A 20,140-nucleotide genomic window follows, 5' to 3' on the forward strand; every position below is an offset into this window, starting at 1 on the left:
ATGCCTTGTAAGACTAATCCACAAAAACCTGCGATAGCCGAATACCGCCAATGGCAATTGCTGCATTTGGCTGAGGAATTATATTTAATTTCAAAAAAACAAATGCCCCGTAAATTCGGGGCATTTGTTTGAAAGGCTGGTGAACCGTGCCTCACCAGTACACGACTTCTTTACTTGATCAATCGCCACGTAAAGGGATAACGATACGGCACCCCTTCATTGGCCTTGACGCCCGCAATGATCGTCAACACTAATGCCCCAATCGCCACCAGACCCAACATGAAAAACCCGATAATCACCACCATGAGCAGGAAGCAAATAGCAGAGGCAATGGCGACAGTGATCTGAAAGTTCAGCGCTTCCTTACCCTGCGCATCGACGAATGGGTCCATCTCGCGCTTCATCTGCCAGAGAATCAACGGGCCGATCAGCGTACCGAACGGAATCCAGATCCCCAGCAGGGCCGAGAGATGACAAAACATCGCCCACTGCCGAACCTCTTTGCTCGGGATGGGAAGTAGCTGTTGCTCGTCACTCATGGCGTTCTCCTTGCTGGAGCGATTGCGATCAGTCGGCCAGTGCAGCCTTTTGCAGTTCGAAGATTTCGTTCATGCCCTTCTTCGCCAACTCAAGCATGGCGTTCAGCTCTTCAGGCTGGAACGGCGAGCCTTCGGCAGTACCCTGAACTTCAATGAATCCGCCAGTGCTTGTCATCACCACGTTCAGGTCGGTTTCGGCAGCCGAGTCTTCAGGGTAGTCGAGGTCGAGCACAGGTTCGCCCTGATACATGCCAACGGAGACAGCAGCGATCATTTGCTTGAGCGGGTCGCCGCCTTTGAGGCCGCCGCGCTTTTTGATCACTTTCAAGGCATCAACCAACGCAACCATGGCACCGGTGATGGACGCGGTGCGGGTTCCGCCGTCAGCCTGGATTACGTCGCAGTCGACGTAGAGGGTAACGTCGCCCAGCTTGGACATGTCCAGCGAAGCGCGCAGGGAACGACCGATCAGGCGCTGGATTTCCAGCGTACGCCCGCCTTGCTTGCCACGGCTCGCTTCACGCTGATTCCGCTCACCGGTCGCGCGCGGCAGCATGCCGTATTCGGCAGTCAACCAACCCTGGCCCTGACCTTTGAGGAAACGCGGCACGCCGTTTTCGACACTGACGGTGCAGATGACTTTGGTATCACCGAACTCGACCAGTACAGATCCCTCGGCGTGTTTGGTGTAGTTGCGGGTAATGCGGATCGAGCGGAGCTGATCGGCAGCGCGACCACTTGGACGTTTCATAGGGAATACCTGTACGGAGGACGGAAAACTGCCGAGCATTATAGAGCCGCACGCCCGGACTGGGCACTTCTAAAAAATCCTCCCGACGACTGAGACCGCTAAAAGCCGCTTTACCGACGGCCTGCAGCTCTTTGTCACGCCGTGTGTTTGGGCGCATCCGCCCCACTGAGCTACAATCCTGCGCCTTTGCTGCCTCTGGGCTTAAATTCATAGATAGCGGATTTTGGGTAACGCCTGGATCTGCATTGCGAGGTACCTCCATGGTGCACAGCATGACCGCCTTCGCCCGCGTCGAAAAAGCCGGCACCCAGGGCACCCTGAGCTGGGAACTGCGCTCGGTCAACAGCCGCTACCTCGAGCCTCACCTGCGCCTGCCGGAATCCTTTCGAGATCTCGAAGGCGCGGTCCGCGAAGCGCTGCGCCAGGGCTTGTCCCGGGGCAAGCTCGAATGCACCCTGCGCTTCACCGAAGAAAACGCTGACAAGCCCCTGCAAGTCGACCGCGCACGTGCCGCTCAATTGGTCGCCGCCGCGGAGACGATCGCCAGCCTGATCAAAAACCCGGCGGCACTGAACCCGCTTGAAGTTCTGGCCTGGCCCGGTGTACTGGTGGGCGACGCGTCCGACCCGCAAGCCTTGAATGCCGAAGCGCTGGCGCTGTTCAACGAGGGCCTGAAAGAACTCAAAGCCGGCCGCGAGCGCGAAGGTGCAGAGCTGGCCCGATTGATCAACGATCGCCTGACCTCTATCGAAACAGACGTGGTCACCCTGCGTGAACTGGTTCCGCAGATGCTCGCGACCCAGCGCCAGAAAGTCCTCGACCGCTTTGCCGATATGAAGGCCGAGATGGACCCTCAGCGTCTGGAGCAGGAAATGGTCATGCTCGCCCAAAAAAGCGACGTTGCCGAAGAACTGGATCGCCTGAGCACGCACATCATTGAAGTTCGCCGGGTGCTCAAATCCGGCGGTGCTGCTGGTCGGCGTCTGGATTTCCTGATGCAGGAGCTCAACCGCGAAGCCAACACATTAGGCTCCAAAGCTTTCGATCCACGCAGCACCCAAGCAGCGGTCAACCTCAAAGTGTTGATCGAGCAGATGCGCGAACAAGTGCAGAATATTGAGTAAGGCAAACCCGACATGACCCACAGCACCGGCACCCTGTATATCATTTCTGCGCCTTCTGGCGCGGGCAAGAGCAGCCTGGTCAAAGCCCTGACCGACGCTGATCCGGAGATCCGCGTCTCCGTCTCACACACGACTCGCGCCATGCGCCCCGGCGAATCGAACGGCGTGAATTATCACTTCGTCGAACGCAGCGAGTTCGTGAAGATGATCGAGCACGGGGATTTCCTTGAGCGCGCCGAAGTGTTCGGTAATCTCTACGGCACCTCGCAAAGTCATCTGCAGCAGACCCTCGATGAGGGCCACGACCTGATTCTGGAAATCGACTGGCAGGGCGCCGAACAGGTACGCAAACTGATGCCCCAGGCCCGCTCGATCTTCATTTTGCCGCCGTCTTTGCAGGCATTGCACCAGCGCCTGACCCATCGCGGCCAGGACAGCGACGAGATCATTGATGGCCGCATGCGTGAAGCCGTCAGCGAGATGAGCCACTATGTCGACTACGACTACCTGATCATCAACGACGATTTCGCCCATGCGCTGAGCGATTTGCAGGCGATTTTCCGCGCAAATCAGCTCCAGCAGAAACGCCAGCAGCAACGTAACGGCAAATTGCTGGCTGAATTACTGGGTTGAACAGCTCTTCCCAAAACAGCTGCAAGGGCTTTACATTGGCACTTGCAGCGCGTTGAAGAGCTTGATCAAAAAATCAGCGCTTCCCTAAACGCTGGTGATTTTTTAAACTGTTGAGTCCGCTCGCCCAACCGGGCAGCGCGCATATTGCATTCGCTCCGAGGAATACCATGGCCCGCGTAACCGTTGAAGACTGCCTGAACCACGTGGAAAACCGCTTTGAGCTGGTCATGCTGTCCACCAAGCGTGCCCGTCAACTGGCCACCGGCGGCAAAGAGCCACTGGTCCAGTGGGAAAACGACAAGCCTACCGTTGTAGCCCTGCGTGAAATCGCTGAAGGCCTGATGAGCTACGAGTTCATCGCCAACGCTGAAATCGTCGAAGACGAACCGCTGTTCGCAGCGTTCGAGGACGAGTCCAACGAGGCCGTCTAAGCCTATGCCTGGTCGACGTAGCACGGCGCGGGGTCACAGCGAACGGCAGGAGTCATCATGCCGAGCATAGACGCCCTCGCCGATCGCTTATCGACCTACCTCGGCAAGGACCAGGTGAACCTGGTCCGCCGAGCGTATTTCTACGCCGAACAAGCCCACGACGGCCAGCGCCGCCGCAGTGGCGAGGCGTATGTCACGCACCCACTCGCGGTTGCGAATATTCTTGCCGACATGCATATGGACCATCAGAGCCTGATGGCGGCCATGCTGCATGACGTGATCGAAGACACCGGTATTGCCAAGGAAGCGCTTCAAGCGCAATTCGGCGAAACCGTGGCCGAACTGGTCGATGGGGTCAGCAAACTGACCCAGATGAACTTCGAGACCAAGGCCGAAGCCCAGGCTGAAAACTTCCAGAAGATGGCGATGGCCATGGCGCGCGATATTCGCGTGATCCTGGTGAAACTCGCCGACCGCCTGCACAACATGCGCACCCTGGAAGTCCTGTCCGGCGAAAAACGCCGCCGGATTGCGAAAGAAACCCTCGAAATCTATGCGCCCATTGCCAACCGGCTGGGCATGCACGCCATCCGCATAGAATTCGAAGACCTGGGTTTCAAAGCGATGCACCCGATGCGTTCCGCGCGAATCTACCAGGCCGTCAAGCGCGCCCGGGGCAACCGCAAGGAAATCGTCAACAAGATCGAAGAGTCCTTGAGCCACTGCCTGGCCATCGACGAGATTCAGGGCGAAGTCAGCGGTCGCCAGAAACACCTCTACGGCATCTACAAGAAAATGCGCGGCAAGCGTCGGGCCTTCAACGAGATCATGGACGTCTATGCGTTCCGGATCATCGTCGACAAGGTCGATACCTGCTACCGCGTGCTAGGCGCTGTGCATAATTTGTACAAACCGTTGCCAGGGCGATTCAAGGATTACATCGCGATCCCCAAGGCCAACGGCTATCAGTCGCTGCACACCACGCTGTTCGGCATGCACGGTGTTCCGATCGAGATTCAGATCCGTACCCGTGAAATGGAAGAGATGGCCAACAACGGCATCGCAGCTCACTGGCTGTACAAATCCAGTGGCGACGAGCAGCCCAAAGGCACTCACGCTCGCGCGCGCCAGTGGGTCAAAGGCGTGCTGGAGATGCAGCAACGGGCCGGCAACTCGCTGGAATTCATCGAAAGCGTCAAGATCGACCTGTTCCCGGACGAGGTCTACGTCTTCACGCCAAAAGGCCGGATCATGGAGCTGCCAAAAGGCTCCACGGCGGTCGACTTCGCGTACGCGGTGCACACCGACGTCGGCAACAGCTGCATTGCCTGTCGGATCAACCGTCGCCTCGCACCGCTGTCCGAACCGCTGCAAAGCGGCTCCACGGTCGAGATCGTCAGTGCTCCCGGCGCACGACCGAATCCGGCATGGCTCAACTTCGTGGTCACCGGCAAGGCGCGTACCCACATTCGTCACGCGCTGAAACTGCAACGTCGCTCAGAATCCATCAGCCTGGGCGAACGCCTGCTGAACAAGGTCCTTAACGGCTTCGACAGCTCGCTGGAAAAAATTCCAGACGAGCGCGTCAAAGCAATGCTTGCCGAATACCGCCTCGAACTGATCGAAGACCTTCTGGAAGACATCGGCCTGGGCAACCGGATGGCCTACGTGGTCGCGCGACGCTTGCTCGGCGAAGGCGAACAGTTGCCGAGTGCGGAAGGCCCACTGGCCATTCGCGGCACCGAAGGACTGGTGCTCAGCTACGCCAAGTGTTGCACACCGATCCCGGGCGACCCGATTGTCGGTCACCTGTCCGCGGGCAAGGGCATGGTTGTGCACCTGGACAACTGCCGCAATATCAGCGAAATCCGCCACAACCCGGAAAAATGCATCCAGCTCTCATGGGCCAAGGATGTCACCGGCGAATTCAACGTCGAGTTGCGCGTCGAGCTGGAACACCAGCGCGGCCTGATCGCTCTGCTCGCCAGCAGCGTCAACGCGGCCGATGGCAATATTGAAAAAATCAGCATGGACGAACGCGACGGTCGTATCAGCGTGGTCCAACTGGTGGTCAGCGTGCACGACCGCGTGCATCTGGCCCGTGTGATCAAGAAACTGCGCGCGTTAACCGGGGTGATTCGCATCACCCGCATGCGTGCATAGCCCACCCATTACAAGGAGTCATTCATGACCAAGACTGTTATCACCAGCGACAAGGCCCCGGCCGCCATCGGCACTTACTCCCAGGCGATCAAGGCTGGCAACACCGTCTACATGTCCGGTCAAATCCCTCTGGACCCAAAAACCATGGAACTGGTTGAAGGCTTCGAAGCCCAGACCGTTCAGGTATTCGAGAACCTGAAGTCCGTGGCTGAAGCAGCCGGCGGCTCCTTCAAGGACATCGTCAAACTGAACATCTTCCTCACCGACCTGAGCCACTTCGCCAAGGTCAACGAGATCATGGGCAAGTACTTTGAACAGCCTTACCCTGCTCGCGCCGCCATCGGCGTGGCCGCCCTGCCAAAGGGTTCGCAGGTTGAAATGGATGCCATTCTGGTCATCGAGTAATGCGTCCGGCGCAGCCCCAAGGGTTGCGCCGTCTTCGTTCTGAAAGGATTTCACAATGCGCCACGCGCTAGCTCTTTCGCTGGTCGCCCTATTCTTGGGCGGATGTGCCAGCAACCCTGCCGACCGTGACGTCAGCGGCACCTGGATCAATCAGGTGGCGATCGACGCTGCCTCCAAAGGCACTCCCCTGCGTGAAGCGCTCCAGGCCTATGGCCCGAACCTGGAATGGGACGTCAATACCAAGGCCCTGCAGGCCCGCTACACCAACGGTTTCGAAAACGTCGAAGGCAAGCTGCTGGGCGAAGAGTCCGGCGCCTGGAAAGTCGACTTTTATGGCAGTTCTGCCAGCGAGCTCAAGCGTGACGGCAAGCAAATGACCCAGGCCGCCAGCGACAATGAGCCCGAGCAGGTTTTCGACCGCGCAGTGATCCCTGTGCCGGAAGGCGCACCGATGGGCGCCAGCTTCGAACGCGCACTGTATTCGGCCTATATGGGCGGTAGCTGGAAAGTGCTCAGCGGCCCCGGTGAAGGCAATACCGTACAGTTCCAGGCCGATGGCCAGGTTGCCGGACTGCCCGGAGCGGATCGCTACGCCCTGTGTCTGGCCGGCGATTGCGCCTCAATGAGTGGCGGCAACGACAATATGTGGCTGCAACTGAACGGCCAGGGCAATACCTGGATTTTTGCGCGCAAGGGCAAGGAGCTGGAGATTTTCCAGGCCGCCAATACCGCGCAGGCGGACGAAATGCCGCAGTTCACGCCGGGCGATCGCAAATGGTTGCTGGAAAAGCAGTAACCCGGATCTAACTGCAAAGCAGGTCCCCATGTGGGAGCGAGCCTGCTCGCGATGGCGGAACAACAGTCAACGAAGATGTTGAATGTTTGGGCCTCATCGCGAGCAGGCTCGCTCCCACAGTTGTTTCAGGGTGTAGAGGGATTAGCTGCTGCCTTCAAGAATGGCGGCGTAACCTTCGCGATAACTTGGGTACTTCGGCTCCCACCCCAAGGCTTTAGCCCGCGCATTACTGCACTGCTTACTGCCAGTGCGACGCACGCTCTCCTCCTCACTCCACTCAGTCACACCCAGATACTCACGCAAACAGCCCACCACTTCCGCCAGCGGTGCAGGCGCGTCGTCCACACCGATGTAAACATCATCCAGCGCTACACCACGGCTATCCGCGTCCAGCAAGTACGCCAGCAGCCCTGCAGCGTCATCCGCATGAATACGATTGCCGTACAACGGCGGATCGACTGCCACACGATAACCGCGACGAACCTGAGTCAGCAGCCATTCACGACCCGGACCGTAAATGCCGGTCAGGCGCACGATGCTGGCCGGGATACCGCTCTGCAGCGCTACTTGCTCTGCCTCCAGCATCAGTCGACCCGAATAGCCTGTTGCAAGGGTCGGCGAAGTCTCGTCGACCCACTCACCGTCCTGCTGTCCATACACACTGCTGCTGGAAACAAACAGCAGCCGATCAGGCACCTGCCCATAGTCGCTCAGCCACTCCAGCACATGCTGCAAACCCTGCACATAAGCAGCGCGGTAACCGGCTTCATCGTGATCGGTGGCCGCCGCGCAATACACCAGGTAATCCACCGCACCCACCGGCCATGTCTCAGGGCAGTCTTCAATGAACAAGTCGCCGGCAACACCGATCACACCGTCAGGCAAACGTGAAACGTCCCGACGCAGGCCATGAACCTGCCATCCTTTTGCCAATAGTTGCTTGGCCAAACGGCTGCCGACGTCGCCGCAACCGGCAATCAAAACAGAAGGTGCGGACATCAGAAAACTCCTCTCGCAAAGGCACAGACTAGCGTCGACAAAGGACGAGCGGCTAGCAATGAAGGAAAAAAAGATACTCTATTACTTTTGTTAACAAGAATTACTTGCAATAATGCCCGCCACTTTTGTTCTCGGCCTTGCGAGGCCTGGAAGAACATTTACCGTCTTTTTCTCTCAGGTCCGGCCAGCATGACACGCAATCAATCCCCCGCTTCGCCAACCAAACGACCTCGCGCCTGGAGCGCTGTGGCTGCCTTGCTGCTCAGCTTGATGTTGGCGCCGACCGCCGCATTCGCCGACGCACAGGCACCTGCCACACCGGCCGCTGCTGAAGCTCCAGCACCAGCTGAAAATGCGGCGCCTGCAGTGACGCCGGTTGCAACGGACCCGGCCCAGGCAGTCGACACCAACGCCGAAGACGTGCCGGAAGCACTCGAAGCCGACAACACCCTGGGCATGGCCCATGACCTGTCGCCTTGGGGCATGTACCAGAACGCCGACATCATCGTGAAAATCGTGATGATCGGTTTGGCCATCGCGTCGATCATCACCTGGACAATCTGGATCGCCAAGGGCTTTGAGCTGATGGGCGCCAAGCGTCGTCTGCGCACTGAAATCGTCCACCTGAAAAAAGCCAGAACCCTTAAAGAAGCCAGCGCAACGGCAACCAAGCCAGGCACACTCGCCAACGTGCTGGTGCACGACGCCCTGGAAGAAATGCGCCTTTCGGTCAACAGCCGCGAGAAAGAAGGCATCAAGGAACGCGTCGCCTTCCGTCTTGAGCGCCTGGTTGCAGCCTGCGGTCGCAACATGAGCAGCGGCACCGGCGTTCTCGCAACGATCGGTTCCACCGCGCCGTTCGTGGGCCTGTTCGGTACCGTGTGGGGCATCATGAACAGCTTTATCGGCATCGCTAAAACCCAGACCACCAACCTGGCAGTCGTGGCACCCGGCATCGCCGAAGCCCTGCTGGCAACTGCCCTGGGCCTGGTGGCCGCGATCCCGGCCGTTGTGATCTACAACGTCTTTGCCCGCTCCATCGCCGGTTACAAGGCGCAAGTGTCCGATGCCTCGGCCGAAGTCCTGCTGCTGGTCAGCCGTGACCTCGATCACCTGCCGACCACCGAGCGCTCCGCGCAACCCCACGTGGTCAAAGTAGGGTAATCAGCCATGGGCTTGCATTTGAAAGAAGGCGCAGACGACGATCTCGCCGAGAACCACGAAATCAACGTCACGCCGTTCATCGACGTGATGTTGGTACTGCTGATCATCTTCATGGTGGCCGCTCCGTTGGCAACCGTGGACATCAAGGTTGACCTGCCGGCCTCGAGCGCCAAACCCGCGCCGCGGCCAGAGAAGCCGGTGTTCCTCAGCGTGAAAGCCGATCAGCGTCTGTTCCTTGGTGACGACGAAGTGAAAGCCGAATCACTCGGCGCCACGCTGGACGCCAAGACCCAGGGCAAGAAAGACACGACGATCTTCTTCCAGGCCGATAAAGGCGTGGACTACGGCGACCTGATGAGCGTGATGGATGCTCTGCGTGCTGCCGGTTACCTGAAGGTTGGCCTGGTCGGACTCGAGACGGCAGCCAAAAAATGATCACGACGCGCCATAAGCTGACGCGTTACAGCGGGAGCCTGGCCGTGGTGCTGGGCGTCCATGCGCTGGCCATTGCGCTGGCGCTGAACTGGACCGCGCGCCCACCGATCGAGTTGCCACCGCAGGCAATGATGGTCGAGCTGGCGCCCGTTCCAGCCCCGCCACCACCGGCACCGCCGAAGGTGATAACGCCGCCACAGCCACCGGCCCCGGTGGAAGAACTGCCGTTGCCAAAACTCGCTGAAGCGCCGAAACCGACGATCTCCGTACCGAAACCGGTCAAACCCAAGCCAAAGCCTCAACCGCCCAAGCCTGTGGAGAAAAAACCGGAGCCGCCGAAAGAGAAGCCGTCGGAAGAGAAGCCAAGCGACGCGCAACCGACCCAGGCACCGACGGATAAATCCGCTCAGCCGGCACCCGGCCCATCGCCCGCGCAACAGGCGGCGAAAGCCAGCTGGCAGGGCACCCTGCTCGCTCACTTGGCCAAGTACAAAAAGTACCCGGCCAGTGCGCAGGCACGGGGCAAGGAAGGCATGAACCGTCTGCGCTTCGTGGTCGATGCTGAAGGCAACGTGCTGTCGTTCGAACTCGTGGGTGGTTCCGGCAATGCCGATCTGGACCGAGCGACCATGGAAATGATCCGCCGCGCCCAGCCGCTGCCCAAGCCACCGGCCGATATGCTGAACAACGGCTCCATCGAAATAGTTGCACCGTTTGTTTACTCGCTGGAGAAACGCCGGCGTTAAACACTGCCCTTGCAGGAGCCGATCTTGCTCGCGATGAGGCCATCAATTTCAACATCTTTGTTGACGGTGATACCGCTATCGCGAGCACGCTCGGCTCCCACAGGTGATGCAACAGGTCATGCACCAGCCATAAAGGCACCGAAAGGTGCCTTTTGCGTATCCGCCGCCTGCAAACTGCATTGCCATGTGTCACTCAACACTCCCAGTCTGATAACGTGCGTCTATCGATTGCAGCCGTTATGCTTGGCTCGCAACTTCATGGACGCTAGCTATGACTCTCACAGAATTACGCTACATCGTTACCCTCGCCCAAGAGCAGCATTTCGGCCATGCGGCCGAGCGTTGCCACGTCAGTCAACCGACCCTGTCGGTGGGCGTGAAAAAGCTTGAAGACGAACTCGGTGTGCTGATTTTCGAGCGCAGCAAGAGCGCCGTGCGCCTGACGCCGGTCGGCGAAGGCATTGTTGCCCAGGCACAAAAAGTCCTGGAGCAAGCCCAAGGCATCCGTGAACTGGCCCAGGCCGGCAAGAACCAGCTGACCGCCCCGCTGAAAGTCGGCGCGATCTACACCGTCGGCCCTTACTTGTTCCCGCACCTGATCCCGCAACTGCACCGGGTTGCCCCGCAGATGCCGTTGTACATCGAAGAAAACTTCACCCACATCCTGCGCGACAAGCTACGCAACGGCGAGCTCGACGCGATCATCATCGCTTTGCCGTTCAACGAAGCCGACGTGCTGACGTTGCAGCTCTATGACGAGCCGTTCTACGTCCTGATGCCGGCCCAACATTCGTGGACACAGAAAGAGTCCATCGACGCCAGCCTGCTCAACGACAAGAGCCTGCTGCTGCTCGGCGAAGGTCACTGCTTCCGCGATCAGGTGCTGGAAGCCTGCCCGACCCTGGCCAACGGCAAGGACGGCGCCAAGCACACCACGGTGGAATCCAGTTCGCTGGAAACCATTCGCCACATGGTCGCCTCCGGCCTCGGAATTTCGATCCTGCCGCTCTCGGCGGTGGACAGTCACCACTACGCCCCCGGCGTGCTCGAAGTGCGCCCACTGACGCCGCCCGTCCCCTTCCGCACCGTGGCCATCGCCTGGCGCGCCAGCTTTCCGCGTCCCAAGGCCATTGAAATCCTCGCCGACTCGATTCGCCTGTGCTCGGTGGCCAAGCCGCCAGCGCCGGTGGTTGCCGGTTAAGTTGCGGCCATGACCGAGTTGTCGCAAGTGTCGGTGACGGCACTCAAGGGTGTCGGCGAAGCCATGGCCGAGAAGCTGGCCAAGGTCGGCCTGGAGAATCTCCAGGACGTGCTGTTCCACCTGCCGTTGCGTTATCAGGACCGCACACGCGTGGTCCCGATCGGTCATTTGCGACCGGGCCAGGATGCCGTGATCGAAGGCACCGTCAGTGGCGCCGACGTGGTCATGGGCCGTCGCCGCAGCCTTGTCGTGCGCCTGCAGGACGGAACCGGCGGGCTCAGCCTGCGCTTCTACCATTTCAGCAACGCCCAGAAAGAAGGCCTTAAGCGCGGCACGCGGATTCGCTGCTACGGCGAAGCGCGGCCCGGCGCGTCAGGCCTTGAGATCTATCACCCGGAATATCGCGCCATTACAGGCGACGAACCGCCGCCGGTGGATGAGACCCTGACCCCGGTATACCCGCTTACCGAAGGCCTGACCCAACAGCGCTTGCGTCAGTTGTGCATGCAGACCCTGACGTTGCTCGGCCCCACCAGCCTGCCCGACTGGTTGCCGACCGAACTGGCCCGCGACTATCAACTCGCGCCGCTGGCTGATGCTATCCGTTACCTGCATCACCCGCCAGCCGATGCCGATGTTGACGAGCTCGCCCTCGGGCATCACTGGGCGCAACACCGGCTGGCCTTCGAAGAGCTGTTGACGCATCAACTGTCCCAGCAGCGTTTACGCGAGAGCATGCGCTCCTTGCGCGCGCCGGCGATGCCCAAGGCGACAAAGCTGCCAGCGAAATACCTGGCCAATCTCGGCTTCGCACCGACCGGTGCCCAGCAACGCGTGGGCAACGAAATCGCCTACGACCTCAGTCAGCGCGAGCCCATGCTGCGGCTGATTCAGGGTGACGTCGGCGCGGGCAAAACCGTGGTCGCAGCCCTGGCTGCGTTACAGGCGCTGGAGGCCGGCTATCAAGTTGCGTTGATGGCGCCCACCGAGATCCTCGCCGAGCAACATTTCATCACCTTCAAGCGCTGGCTCGAACCCTTGGGCATCGAAGTCGCCTGGCTGGCGGGCAAACTCAAGGGCAAGAACCGCGTGGCAGCCCTGGAGCAAATCGCCGGGGGTACACCTATGGTGGTGGGTACGCACGCGCTGTTTCAGGACGAAGTGAAGTTCAAGAACCTGGCGCTGGTGATCATCGACGAACAACACCGTTTTGGTGTGCAGCAGCGCCTGGCATTAAGGCAGAAAGGCGTCGGTGGGCGGATGTGTCCGCATCAACTGATCATGACCGCGACCCCCATCCCCCGGACGCTAGCCATGAGCGCCTACGCCGACCTCGACACCTCGATCCTCGACGAACTGCCGCCTGGTCGTACACCGGTAAACACTGTGTTGATCACCGACACCCGGCGCGTCGAGGTCATCGAACGCGTGCGCGGTGCCTGCGCTGAAGGTCGTCAGGCCTACTGGGTTTGTACGCTGATCGAAGAGTCTGAGGAGCTCACCTGCCAGGCTGCCGAGACCACTTATGAAGACCTCACTGCCGCCCTTGGTGAACTGAAGGTCGGGCTGATTCATGGCCGCATGAAGCCTGTCGAGAAAGCGGCGGTAATGGCCGAATTCAAAGCCGGCAACCTGCAATTGCTGGTCGCCACCACCGTGATCGAAGTGGGCGTCGACGTACCGAACGCCAGCCTGATGATCATCGAAAACCCCGAACGCCTTGGGCTCGCGCAACTCCATCAATTGCGCGGTCGCGTCGGCCGAGGCAGTGCCGCCAGTCATTGCGTGCTGCTCTACCATCCACCACTGTCACAGATTGGACGTCAGCGCCTGGGCATCATGCGTGAAACCAACGACGGTTTTGTCATCGCCGAAAAGGATCTTGAACTGCGCGGCCCCGGCGAAATGCTCGGCACCCGTCAGACCGGCCTGCTGCAATTCAAGGTCGCCGACCTGATGCGCGATGCCGACTTGTTGCCCGCCGTGCGCGACGCCGCCCAGGCCTTGCTCGAGCGCTGGCCGGATCATGTCAGCCCGCTGCTCGACCGCTGGCTTCGCCATGGGCAGCAATACGGCCAAGTGTGAGCACCGTCGCAGTTTCCGGACCACCGTGTTAAACATGATGGTTATACTCCTGCAACTGTTCGAGAACGGATCCAACCCATGACTGACGCTGCCCTCGCCCCGGAAACCACGCCTGCTCCGTCTGCCGTTCGGCTGCTGCTGGAAAAGGTGGGCATTGCCTTCGATGAAGTCGTCGACCACCACGGTTTAAACGCTGCGCGCAAAGTGCAGGCAGTCCTGGTGGACGATGCCGTCGGCTCACTCATGGTGTTGTTCCCGCAGAGCCAATTGCTGGACCTCAATCGCCTCGCCGAACTGACCGGTCGACGCCTCACGGCCGTGTCGACGGAACGCCTTGAGCGCCTGCTCGGCAAACACAATCTGAGCATGCTGCCGGGTTTGCCATCGCTCACCACTGCACCCTGCCTCTACGAAGAGAGCCTGCTGCGTGAGCCCAAGCTGCTGATCAACTCAGACACGCCTGGGGTGTTGCTGGAAGTTACCCGCGAAGACTTCAAGACCCTGCTGACCAAAGCCAGCGCCGCCAACTTTGGTGAAGCGCTGACCAGCATTCGCCCGAACCTCGACCGCCCCGACGATGACCGCGAGGAAATCACCCAGGCGGTCCAGGCCTTCACCGCGCGACGCATTCAGCAACGTCTGGAAGCGACCATCGAAATTCCACCACTGGCCGCCACCGCCCAGAAAATCATCAAGCTGCGGGTCGATCCCAACGCCACCATCGATGACATCACCGGCGTCGTCGAAACCGACCCGGCCCTGGCCGCACAAGTCGTCAGCTGGGCGGCCTCGCCGTATTACGCCTCGCCGGGCAAGATTCGTTCAGTGGAAGACGCCATCGTCCGGGTCCTGGGTTTCGACCTGGTCATCAACCTGGCGCTGGGCCTGGCACTGGGCAAAACCCTGAGCCTGCCCAAGGATCGCCCGCAACACACGACGCCTTACTGGCAGCAATCGATCTACACCGCCGCCGTCATCGAAGGCCTGACCCGCGCCATGCCCCGCGCACAGCGCCCCGAAGCTGGCCTGACCTACCTTGCCGGCCTGCTGCACAACTTTGGCTATCTGCTGCTGGCCCACGTATTCCCGCCGCACTTTTCGCTGATCTGCCGCCACCTGGAGGTCAACCCGCACCTGTGCCACAGCTATATCGAGCAACACCTGCTGGGCATCAGCCGCGAGCAAATCGGTTCCTGGCTGATGCGCTATTGGGACATGCCCGACGAACTGGCCACTGCCCTGCGCTTCCAGCACGACCCGACCTACGACGGCGATTACGCCGAGTACCCGAACCTTGTGTGCCTGGCAGTGCGCCTGCTGCGCAGCCGCGGTATCGGCTCCGGCCCGATCGAAGACATCCCTGACGCTCTTCTTGAACGCCTCGGCCTGAGCCGCGACAAAGCCAACGACGTCGCCAGCAAAGTCCTCGAAGCCGAAGTGCTGCTGCGCGAACTGGCTTCGCAGTTCAGTTCGCACTGAGAGCATTCCAATAAGGCCAACTAAAAAACATACGAAACCCTGTGGCGAGGGAGCTCGCTCCCGCTCGGCTGCGCAGCAGCCGCAAATCAGCCAACAAGGTGCGTGAGATATAATCAAGGTCTTTGGGGACGCTGCGCATCCCAGCGGAAGCAAGCTCCCTCGCCACAATAGCGCTTCTATTTAAGAACCGATTTCAAGCCTTAGGCTTGGCCTTCCTCGGCTTCAAATACTTGGTCAAACCCTGAAACCAGATCACCAGCGCCGGGTTGCCCTTGATCTGGATCGACTTGTCCTGAATCCCCGTCATGAATGCCAACTGCTTGTTCTTCGCCTGCATTGTGGCGAAGCCATACGCGGCATCTTTAAAGGCAATCGCAAACGCCGGCTCGGCATACATGCCTGACTTACTGGTGATCCGCTGATCTTTCACCCGGAAATGCCGCGCCACTTTCCCATCCAGGGTTTGCAGCTGAAACACCAACTCCTTGTCACCCAACTGCTGCTGAAACGCAGGATTAGTCCGACTGGCTTTACCCATCAACAAACCCAGCATCCACAGAAGAAAACGAAATTTCATGCGCACAGCCTCAAGAGAAAAATGAACGGCCGGCGCAGTGTAGCGGCTTCATCCAGGAACGCCACCATCGCGTAGCGTTAGAGGAAGATGGCGTTGTTTTTGACGCTGATGACTACCAAGTCATTGACGAGACACATTGACTCATCAACAACTCAGACGCTTCTGTAGGAGCTGCCGCAGGCTGCGATCTTTTGATCTTAATCCCTTCAATGTTCTCGGAAATTTCCCACGATACGCGGCGACATTCATGAACTATTCACCCATTGCATTCGCCGATAACCTCAGCCCGCCACCGAAAAAATCGGTGACGCGGACGTGCAAGTCCGATCCAGGCACACAACGGTTATGGCAATTCGTCGAGGGTTTTCCTATGCTCGCGAATCGTTATGGCGGCTGTGCGTCGGAGACTCTCGAGTCTGCCGGGTTCCTGGACCGGTCTTGCACACCAACGCACAGCTGCCACCTCTTTCGAAGTGCAAGCGAAACGGTGTCAGCTTCTTAATCTCAGGAAGCTATGCCCATGATCAAGCCATCACCCAATCCCCCAAAACACAAGCGCCGAAACGGTGAGCTCTTTACTGTCGCGCTCGACCTCACCACTGAAGCCCTCCTCGCCAACGCCTCCGAAGACCTGCTGTCCATCAGCACCATAGCCGCCAATCTGGCCGACGATATCGATGATCGAAACCGGTCTGTGGCCTTGGGTATCAGCAGAATGGCCGACGGCGTGTATCTATTAGTGGAACGCGCACTGGACAACATCGACTCACCGAACCCAGCGGTGCCTCCAGTCAAAGCATAAAAAGATATCCAACTGTGGGAGCAAAGCTTGCTCCCACAGACAGCGCGTGTTGGATGTCGCGGATGCAACATTCTGAAATATCGGAAGCGTCCCACCTCAGTCAGAGATCCTTCCTACATCTCCCCTTTCAATAGCTTGTTAGCGTCTTCCGGCGATGGACACCGACGTTTTTGGTGCACTAACGGGCGAAATTGTCAGGGAGACACTCGAATGTTTTTAGGGCGAATCGTGCCCAGTTGGCACGAGATAGAAAGCCGTATTACTGATCAGATGGGTTTCCAGGGAGGAGCCACCTATCGCACGCATTTTAATGAGCGGGCACCTTCCCTCTCTCTCAACATCCGTCGTATCAACAGTGTCAGGTCTGCATTCATTCAAGCCGAGTGGGAAGCTGGCCGCTTACTGAGGCAACGGTTCTCTGACCTCGATATCGCCAGCGTCCTCAACGAACTGATTGAAGTCGTCACGCAGATGGCAATGATCGTTGCCGGCAGCGTACTGGTCGGTGGCGCCATCGGCGCGGGTACAGGCGCGCTTTTCGGCGGAATCGGCGCCCTCCCCATGGGTGCCGCTGGCGCCACAATGGGCTTGCAAGTCAGCACCTGGATACTGGGGATACTCGGCCTGACGTCCATTGCCGAGTTTTTCGTCGAGGGTTTGCCGCGCATTGGCGAGTATTACCTGACCGGCATCAACATCGCGTGGGAAGGGCCACGTGGCGAGGAAGGGTTAAACCCGTTCAGCCAGGACGATCCATTCGCACAGAACAGGGCCGCCCATCACATCGCGCAGGGGCATGTGGAAGTTGTCGCCCTGCTGCTGGGAGCCATCGTTGCTTACATCACCCGTGGTCGAGGAAACGCAAATGTCCTTGCCCAGGAAATGCGAGCGAGCCCCAAGGGTGCGCAGTTAGCCCAGTGGATGCTCAAGCACGAAGACGCACTGAAAAAACGTCCCGACCTGCAAACCGCAACACCGCGCAAAGGCGCAGTCGGCACGCAGGAGCCTGCACCACCGGCACATCATCCCTCTGACAAAGACAAAAACTCTACCCGTGACAAACCGAACGCCATGCCGCTTCATAAAGTCGAATGCTTCAAAGCAGACAAGATGCCAGCGTCTAAAATCGGAGAGTTCGAGCGGCAGCTGAAAGGGCAAGAGGATGGGCTGAATCGGCTGACGGTTGATGAGTATTTGGAGAATATTGCGAATCCGGTGAAGCGAAGTCCGGCAGCTGCTAGGCGGGCTAGAAAGGATCTACAAAATAAGTTGCAAGAACGTATTCAAGAAGAGCTTTTGCAGACGATGAGCGCCAAAGCTGCAAGAACAGAGAGCATAGATCAAGCTAAGGAAACCATGTCGAACCTTGCAGGGCTTCATAATCCTGATTTGAGCGCAGGAGGCAGAGATGTCATTTCGGACTTTGGTGATCGACAGGTCAACTCTAGTATCGGCCCTCAATGGCGGTCAAAAATCGCACGTTTGAAAGAAAGTGTAGAAACAACACCTGCCTCTTTACGCAAAAGAACATACCTCAATGTCAAACTTCATAAGTGCTAAGGGGAAAAGTAATGGATGAGATATTTTCCATATTTTTGGAGACGTTTGGCAAGCCAATCGACCGACAAGAAGTGCCGATATCCAGCATAGAACGCTACAGAGGAAAGTTACCCAATCAGTTACTTGAATACTGGGAGGAGCATGGTTGGTGCGGTTATGCTGACGGCATTTTTTGGATAGTGAACCCGCAAGAATATGAGGGCGTGGTGGCGTCCTGGCTTGAAGGTACGAAATTTGAGACGTTTGATACTTACCATTTAATTGCACGCAGTGCCTTTGGCGATTTGTATCTTTGGGGCGAGCGAACGGGTGCCTCGCTCAAGATAACCAGCATCCTTTCTCGTTTTACAACACACACATCTATATATACGGGAGAGCAAATGGATAAGGGGCTTCGCTCTTTCCTGCTGTCTAGGCAAGTTGACTCTAATGATTACGGCAACCTGTTCAAGCCGGCGAAGAAAAAGCTCGGCACCCTACGCCACGACGAGATGTATGGTTTTGTTCCAGCGTTCATGCTTGGCGGCCCGGATACCCTCAATCATCTGGAAAAAGTAAAAGCCATAGAACACCTGACAATTCTGTCGCAAATCGCCGAGCTTCAGCCCTACAGTTTTTCAGACCTTTAAAAGCGATGATTGCCTCGCTCGCGCGTGGGGATGCATCAATTCTTTAGGCTTAACCACATAAGCTCCAACATTCAACGGGCCATTACGTGGATAAAGTATTTGCTAGATTTATAGAGAAAATTGGTGACCCTATTGATCGAAGAGAGGTGCCGCCGTCAAGCATTGAACGCTACAGAGGCAAGCTTCCCAATCTATTGCTGGAATACTGGACCGAACATGGTTGGTGCGGTTACGGCGAGGGGATTTTCTGGATGGTTAATCCGCAAGATTATGAAGGAGTTGTAGCATCCTGGCTCGAAGGGACAAAATTTGCAGACTTTGACAACTATCACTTAATTGCTCGTAGCGCTTTCGGTGATTTGTACCTTTGGGGTGAGAAAACGGGGGCATCTCTCAAACTCACTAGCATCCTTTCCCGCTATACGACGCACACCTCAATCTTTACTGGTGAGCAAATGGATAAGGGACTACGAAATTTTCTGTTGTCACGGGACGTAGATACAAACAACTACGGCGACCTGTTCAAGCCAGCGAAGAAAAAGCTCGGCACCCTGCGCCACGACGAGATGTACGGTTTTGTTCCAGCGTTCATGCTCGGCGGCCCGGATACCCTCGATCATCTGGAAAAAGTAAAAGCCGTAGAACACCTGACAATTCTGTCGCAAATCACCGAGCTTCAACCCTACAGTTTTTCAGACCTTTAACGCCGGTGTGCCCTGAACCAATGCCGCAACTCAAAAAACGAACGGCCACCCAACACCTCACGCAACTCAGCCACCGTGACAGTCCGCTGCGACACTTCAAACGCCAGCGCCCTACGCAACACCGGCCAGCAACGCTTGGGCAGATTCTTGGGCGCTCTCAATTTCACCAGCGGTCGCTCTTCGCAAACCTCATCCGACGGTAAACGCCGAAATGGATGTCTCCCCCCCGCCAATTCATAAATCACGCACGCCACCGCAAAAACATCAGCGCTGAAGGTCATCGGCTCACCCTCCAACAGTTCCGGTGCAGCATAGGCTGGCGTCCAGGCGTTGAAGCGGTTGCGGCTCAGGTGCGGCAGGCCCGGCAGCACGCCTTTCTCGGCTTGCCCCAAGCCAAAATCGAACAAGCGCACGCCGTCATCGCTGAGCATCACGTTGCTCGGTTTCAAATCGCCGTGCAGCACACCACGGGAATGGGCGTATGCCAGCGCGTCGAGGAGTGGCAGCGCGATTTCGTGCACTTCGCTCCACGGTAGTCCCAACGGTCGCTCGCAGAGCAGTTTGTCCAACGTCGGCCCACGCATGAGCTCCATGGTGATGAAGGCCCTCTGGCAGTCCGTGTCCACTTCAAAGGTGTGCAAACGCACGACGTTGTCGTGGCGCAGTCGCCGGGTCAGGGCGAATTCGCTATAGAGCAAGCTGCTGGCGTCGGGCGATTCGCACAAGACTTCGCTGAGCACTTTCACCGCGATGCACGGGTCGGGATCGTCGAACTGCTCTCGCAGCAGATCCCGTGCCCGGTAGACCGCACCCATGCCGCCGGCGCCGAGCAACCGCTCGATGCGGTAGCGACCAGCCAGGATTTCGGGCAACTCACCCATGCCGGCTTGAGTAGATGTGGACGCTGGTGAAAACGC

The 20,140-nt window shown here is 58.4% G+C and carries 20 protein-coding genes and 1 pseudogene; 16 read left to right on the plus strand and 5 right to left on the minus strand.

Translation table 11 applies throughout. The features are described 5' to 3' along the window. Positions 1 to 170: 170 nt before the first annotated feature. Together GBC55_RS02000 and rph are read right to left on the minus strand one after the other, a co-directional pair. The gene (locus tag GBC55_RS02000; protein WP_162436655.1) at positions 171 to 539 is read right to left on the minus strand and encodes a DUF4870 domain-containing protein; all 369 of its coding nucleotides are present in this window, start codon (positions 537 to 539) and stop codon (positions 171 to 173) included. 28 nt (positions 540 to 567) lie between these two features. After that, positions 568 to 1,290 (minus strand): ribonuclease PH, encoded by a 723-nt coding sequence (gene rph, locus GBC55_RS02005; protein WP_162436654.1) that lies wholly within the window; start codon positions 1,288 to 1,290, stop codon positions 568 to 570. 260 nt (positions 1,291 to 1,550) lie between these two features. On the opposite strand from rph, the gene GBC55_RS02010 reads away from it, so the two are divergent. The 6 genes from GBC55_RS02010 to GBC55_RS02035 all read left to right on the plus strand — a co-directional run bounded on the left by GBC55_RS02010 (position 1,551) and on the right by GBC55_RS02035 (position 6,842). Then, complete coding sequence (locus GBC55_RS02010; RefSeq protein ID WP_162436653.1) at positions 1,551 to 2,414, plus strand: YicC/YloC family endoribonuclease; 864 nt, start codon at positions 1,551 to 1,553, stop codon at positions 2,412 to 2,414. 12 nt (positions 2,415 to 2,426) lie between these two features. Next, positions 2,427 to 3,047, plus strand: coding sequence for a guanylate kinase (gmk, locus tag GBC55_RS02015; protein ID WP_162436652.1), 621 nt, complete (start codon positions 2,427 to 2,429; stop codon positions 3,045 to 3,047). Between the two features lie 167 nt (positions 3,048 to 3,214). After that, a complete protein-coding gene (rpoZ, locus tag GBC55_RS02020; RefSeq protein ID WP_007894670.1) occupies positions 3,215 to 3,478 on the plus strand; it encodes a DNA-directed RNA polymerase subunit omega in 264 nt (87 codons plus the stop codon). A 57-nt stretch (positions 3,479 to 3,535) separates the two neighbouring features. Continuing rightward, on the plus strand, positions 3,536 to 5,641 hold the full coding sequence (gene spoT / locus GBC55_RS02025; RefSeq protein WP_162436651.1) for a bifunctional GTP diphosphokinase/guanosine-3',5'-bis pyrophosphate 3'-pyrophosphohydrolase: 2,106 nt from the start codon (positions 3,536 to 3,538) through the stop codon (positions 5,639 to 5,641). Between the two features lie 24 nt (positions 5,642 to 5,665). After that, positions 5,666 to 6,046, plus strand: coding sequence for a RidA family protein (locus GBC55_RS02030; protein WP_025130815.1), 381 nt, complete (start codon positions 5,666 to 5,668; stop codon positions 6,044 to 6,046). Positions 6,047 to 6,101: 55 nt separating this feature from the next. Then, positions 6,102 to 6,842, plus strand: a complete 741-nt coding sequence (locus GBC55_RS02035) for a hypothetical protein (RefSeq protein ID WP_162436650.1) — start codon at positions 6,102 to 6,104, stop codon at positions 6,840 to 6,842. Positions 6,843 to 6,983: 141 nt separating this feature from the next. On the opposite strand, the gene GBC55_RS02040 is transcribed toward GBC55_RS02035, so the two are convergent. Further along, the gene (locus GBC55_RS02040; protein WP_162436649.1) at positions 6,984 to 7,841 is read right to left on the minus strand and encodes an SDR family oxidoreductase; all 858 of its coding nucleotides are present in this window, start codon (positions 7,839 to 7,841) and stop codon (positions 6,984 to 6,986) included. A 189-nt stretch (positions 7,842 to 8,030) separates the two neighbouring features. On the opposite strand from GBC55_RS02040, the gene exbB reads away from it, so the two are divergent. From exbB to GBC55_RS02070, 6 genes are all read left to right on the plus strand, one after another. Continuing rightward, on the plus strand, positions 8,031 to 9,005 hold the full coding sequence (gene exbB / locus GBC55_RS02045) for a tonB-system energizer ExbB (protein ID WP_162436648.1): 975 nt from the start codon (positions 8,031 to 8,033) through the stop codon (positions 9,003 to 9,005). Positions 9,006 to 9,011: 6 nt separating this feature from the next. After that, on the plus strand, positions 9,012 to 9,440 hold the full coding sequence (exbD, locus tag GBC55_RS02050) for a TonB system transport protein ExbD (RefSeq protein ID WP_162436647.1): 429 nt from the start codon (positions 9,012 to 9,014) through the stop codon (positions 9,438 to 9,440). Next, a complete protein-coding gene (locus tag GBC55_RS02055; RefSeq protein WP_162436646.1) occupies positions 9,437 to 10,186 on the plus strand; it encodes an energy transducer TonB in 750 nt (249 codons plus the stop codon). The genes exbD and GBC55_RS02055 overlap by 4 nt, the downstream gene beginning before the upstream one ends. Before the next feature lie 271 nt (positions 10,187 to 10,457). Next, entirely contained in the window at positions 10,458 to 11,387 is a 930-nt protein-coding gene (locus GBC55_RS02060; protein ID WP_162436645.1) for a hydrogen peroxide-inducible genes activator, read from the plus strand. A 9-nt stretch (positions 11,388 to 11,396) separates the two neighbouring features. After that, positions 11,397 to 13,472, plus strand: a complete 2,076-nt coding sequence (gene recG, locus GBC55_RS02065) for an ATP-dependent DNA helicase RecG (RefSeq protein WP_162436644.1) — start codon at positions 11,397 to 11,399, stop codon at positions 13,470 to 13,472. 78 nt (positions 13,473 to 13,550) lie between these two features. Next, positions 13,551 to 14,951: an aminoacyl-tRNA deacylase and HDOD domain-containing protein gene (locus tag GBC55_RS02070; protein WP_162436643.1), complete on the plus strand. Its 1,401-nt coding sequence runs from the start codon at positions 13,551 to 13,553 to the stop codon at positions 14,949 to 14,951. A gap of 193 nt (positions 14,952 to 15,144) precedes the next feature. Here the strand turns inward: GBC55_RS02070 and GBC55_RS02075 are convergent, their stop codons facing one another. Then, the gene (locus GBC55_RS02075) at positions 15,145 to 15,528 is read right to left on the minus strand and encodes a helicase (protein WP_162436642.1); all 384 of its coding nucleotides are present in this window, start codon (positions 15,526 to 15,528) and stop codon (positions 15,145 to 15,147) included. Between the two features lie 520 nt (positions 15,529 to 16,048). Between GBC55_RS02075 and GBC55_RS02080 the strand changes: the two genes are divergently transcribed. The 4 genes from GBC55_RS02080 to GBC55_RS02095 all read left to right on the plus strand — a co-directional run bounded on the left by GBC55_RS02080 (position 16,049) and on the right by GBC55_RS02095 (position 19,223). After that, positions 16,049 to 16,330, plus strand: a complete 282-nt coding sequence (locus tag GBC55_RS02080; RefSeq protein ID WP_162436641.1) for a DUF6124 family protein — start codon at positions 16,049 to 16,051, stop codon at positions 16,328 to 16,330. A 210-nt stretch (positions 16,331 to 16,540) separates the two neighbouring features. Further along, positions 16,541 to 17,890: a DUF6861 domain-containing protein gene (locus GBC55_RS02085; RefSeq protein ID WP_162436640.1), complete on the plus strand. Its 1,350-nt coding sequence runs from the start codon at positions 16,541 to 16,543 to the stop codon at positions 17,888 to 17,890. An 11-nt stretch (positions 17,891 to 17,901) separates the two neighbouring features. Then, positions 17,902 to 18,519, plus strand: coding sequence for a GAD-like domain-containing protein (locus GBC55_RS02090; RefSeq protein ID WP_162436639.1), 618 nt, complete (start codon positions 17,902 to 17,904; stop codon positions 18,517 to 18,519). 86 nt (positions 18,520 to 18,605) lie between these two features. Continuing rightward, positions 18,606 to 19,223, plus strand: coding sequence for a GAD-like domain-containing protein (locus GBC55_RS02095; protein ID WP_162436638.1), 618 nt, complete (start codon positions 18,606 to 18,608; stop codon positions 19,221 to 19,223). Here GBC55_RS02095 and GBC55_RS02100 read toward each other — a convergent pair. Further along, positions 19,220 to 20,116 (minus strand): annotated as a pseudogene (locus GBC55_RS02100) (serine/threonine-protein kinase); the annotation flags it as partial. The gene GBC55_RS02095 and the pseudogene GBC55_RS02100 overlap by 4 nt on opposite strands. Positions 20,117 to 20,140: the final 24 nt, after the last annotated feature.

Origin of the sequence: Pseudomonas sp. TNT3, assembly GCF_010095445.2 — a bacterium.
GTDB lineage: Bacteria > Pseudomonadota > Gammaproteobacteria > Pseudomonadales > Pseudomonadaceae > Aquipseudomonas.

Excerpts from the sequence above, each read along its gene's own strand:
- GBC55_RS02000 (WP_162436655.1), bottom strand. The coding sequence starts at position 539 with ATGAGTGACGAGCAACAGCTACTTCCCATCCCGAGCAAAGAGGTTCGG.
- rph (WP_162436654.1), bottom strand. The coding sequence starts at position 1,290 with ATGAAACGTCCAAGTGGTCGCGCTGCCGATCAGCTCCGCTCGATCCGC.
- GBC55_RS02010 (WP_162436653.1), top strand. The coding sequence starts at position 1,551 with ATGGTGCACAGCATGACCGCCTTCGCCCGCGTCGAAAAAGCCGGCACC.
- gmk (WP_162436652.1), top strand. The coding sequence starts at position 2,427 with ATGACCCACAGCACCGGCACCCTGTATATCATTTCTGCGCCTTCTGGC.
- rpoZ (WP_007894670.1), top strand. The coding sequence starts at position 3,215 with ATGGCCCGCGTAACCGTTGAAGACTGCCTGAACCACGTGGAAAACCGC.
- spoT (WP_162436651.1), top strand. The coding sequence starts at position 3,536 with ATGCCGAGCATAGACGCCCTCGCCGATCGCTTATCGACCTACCTCGGC.
- GBC55_RS02030 (WP_025130815.1), top strand. The coding sequence starts at position 5,666 with ATGACCAAGACTGTTATCACCAGCGACAAGGCCCCGGCCGCCATCGGC.
- GBC55_RS02035 (WP_162436650.1), top strand. The coding sequence starts at position 6,102 with ATGCGCCACGCGCTAGCTCTTTCGCTGGTCGCCCTATTCTTGGGCGGA.
- GBC55_RS02040 (WP_162436649.1), bottom strand. The coding sequence starts at position 7,841 with ATGTCCGCACCTTCTGTTTTGATTGCCGGTTGCGGCGACGTCGGCAGC.
- exbB (WP_162436648.1), top strand. The coding sequence starts at position 8,031 with ATGACACGCAATCAATCCCCCGCTTCGCCAACCAAACGACCTCGCGCC.
- exbD (WP_162436647.1), top strand. The coding sequence starts at position 9,012 with ATGGGCTTGCATTTGAAAGAAGGCGCAGACGACGATCTCGCCGAGAAC.
- GBC55_RS02055 (WP_162436646.1), top strand. The coding sequence starts at position 9,437 with ATGATCACGACGCGCCATAAGCTGACGCGTTACAGCGGGAGCCTGGCC.
- GBC55_RS02060 (WP_162436645.1), top strand. The coding sequence starts at position 10,458 with ATGACTCTCACAGAATTACGCTACATCGTTACCCTCGCCCAAGAGCAG.
- recG (WP_162436644.1), top strand. The coding sequence starts at position 11,397 with ATGACCGAGTTGTCGCAAGTGTCGGTGACGGCACTCAAGGGTGTCGGC.
- GBC55_RS02070 (WP_162436643.1), top strand. The coding sequence starts at position 13,551 with ATGACTGACGCTGCCCTCGCCCCGGAAACCACGCCTGCTCCGTCTGCC.
- GBC55_RS02075 (WP_162436642.1), bottom strand. The coding sequence starts at position 15,528 with ATGAAATTTCGTTTTCTTCTGTGGATGCTGGGTTTGTTGATGGGTAAA.
- GBC55_RS02080 (WP_162436641.1), top strand. The coding sequence starts at position 16,049 with ATGATCAAGCCATCACCCAATCCCCCAAAACACAAGCGCCGAAACGGT.
- GBC55_RS02085 (WP_162436640.1), top strand. The coding sequence starts at position 16,541 with ATGTTTTTAGGGCGAATCGTGCCCAGTTGGCACGAGATAGAAAGCCGT.
- GBC55_RS02090 (WP_162436639.1), top strand. The coding sequence starts at position 17,902 with ATGGATGAGATATTTTCCATATTTTTGGAGACGTTTGGCAAGCCAATC.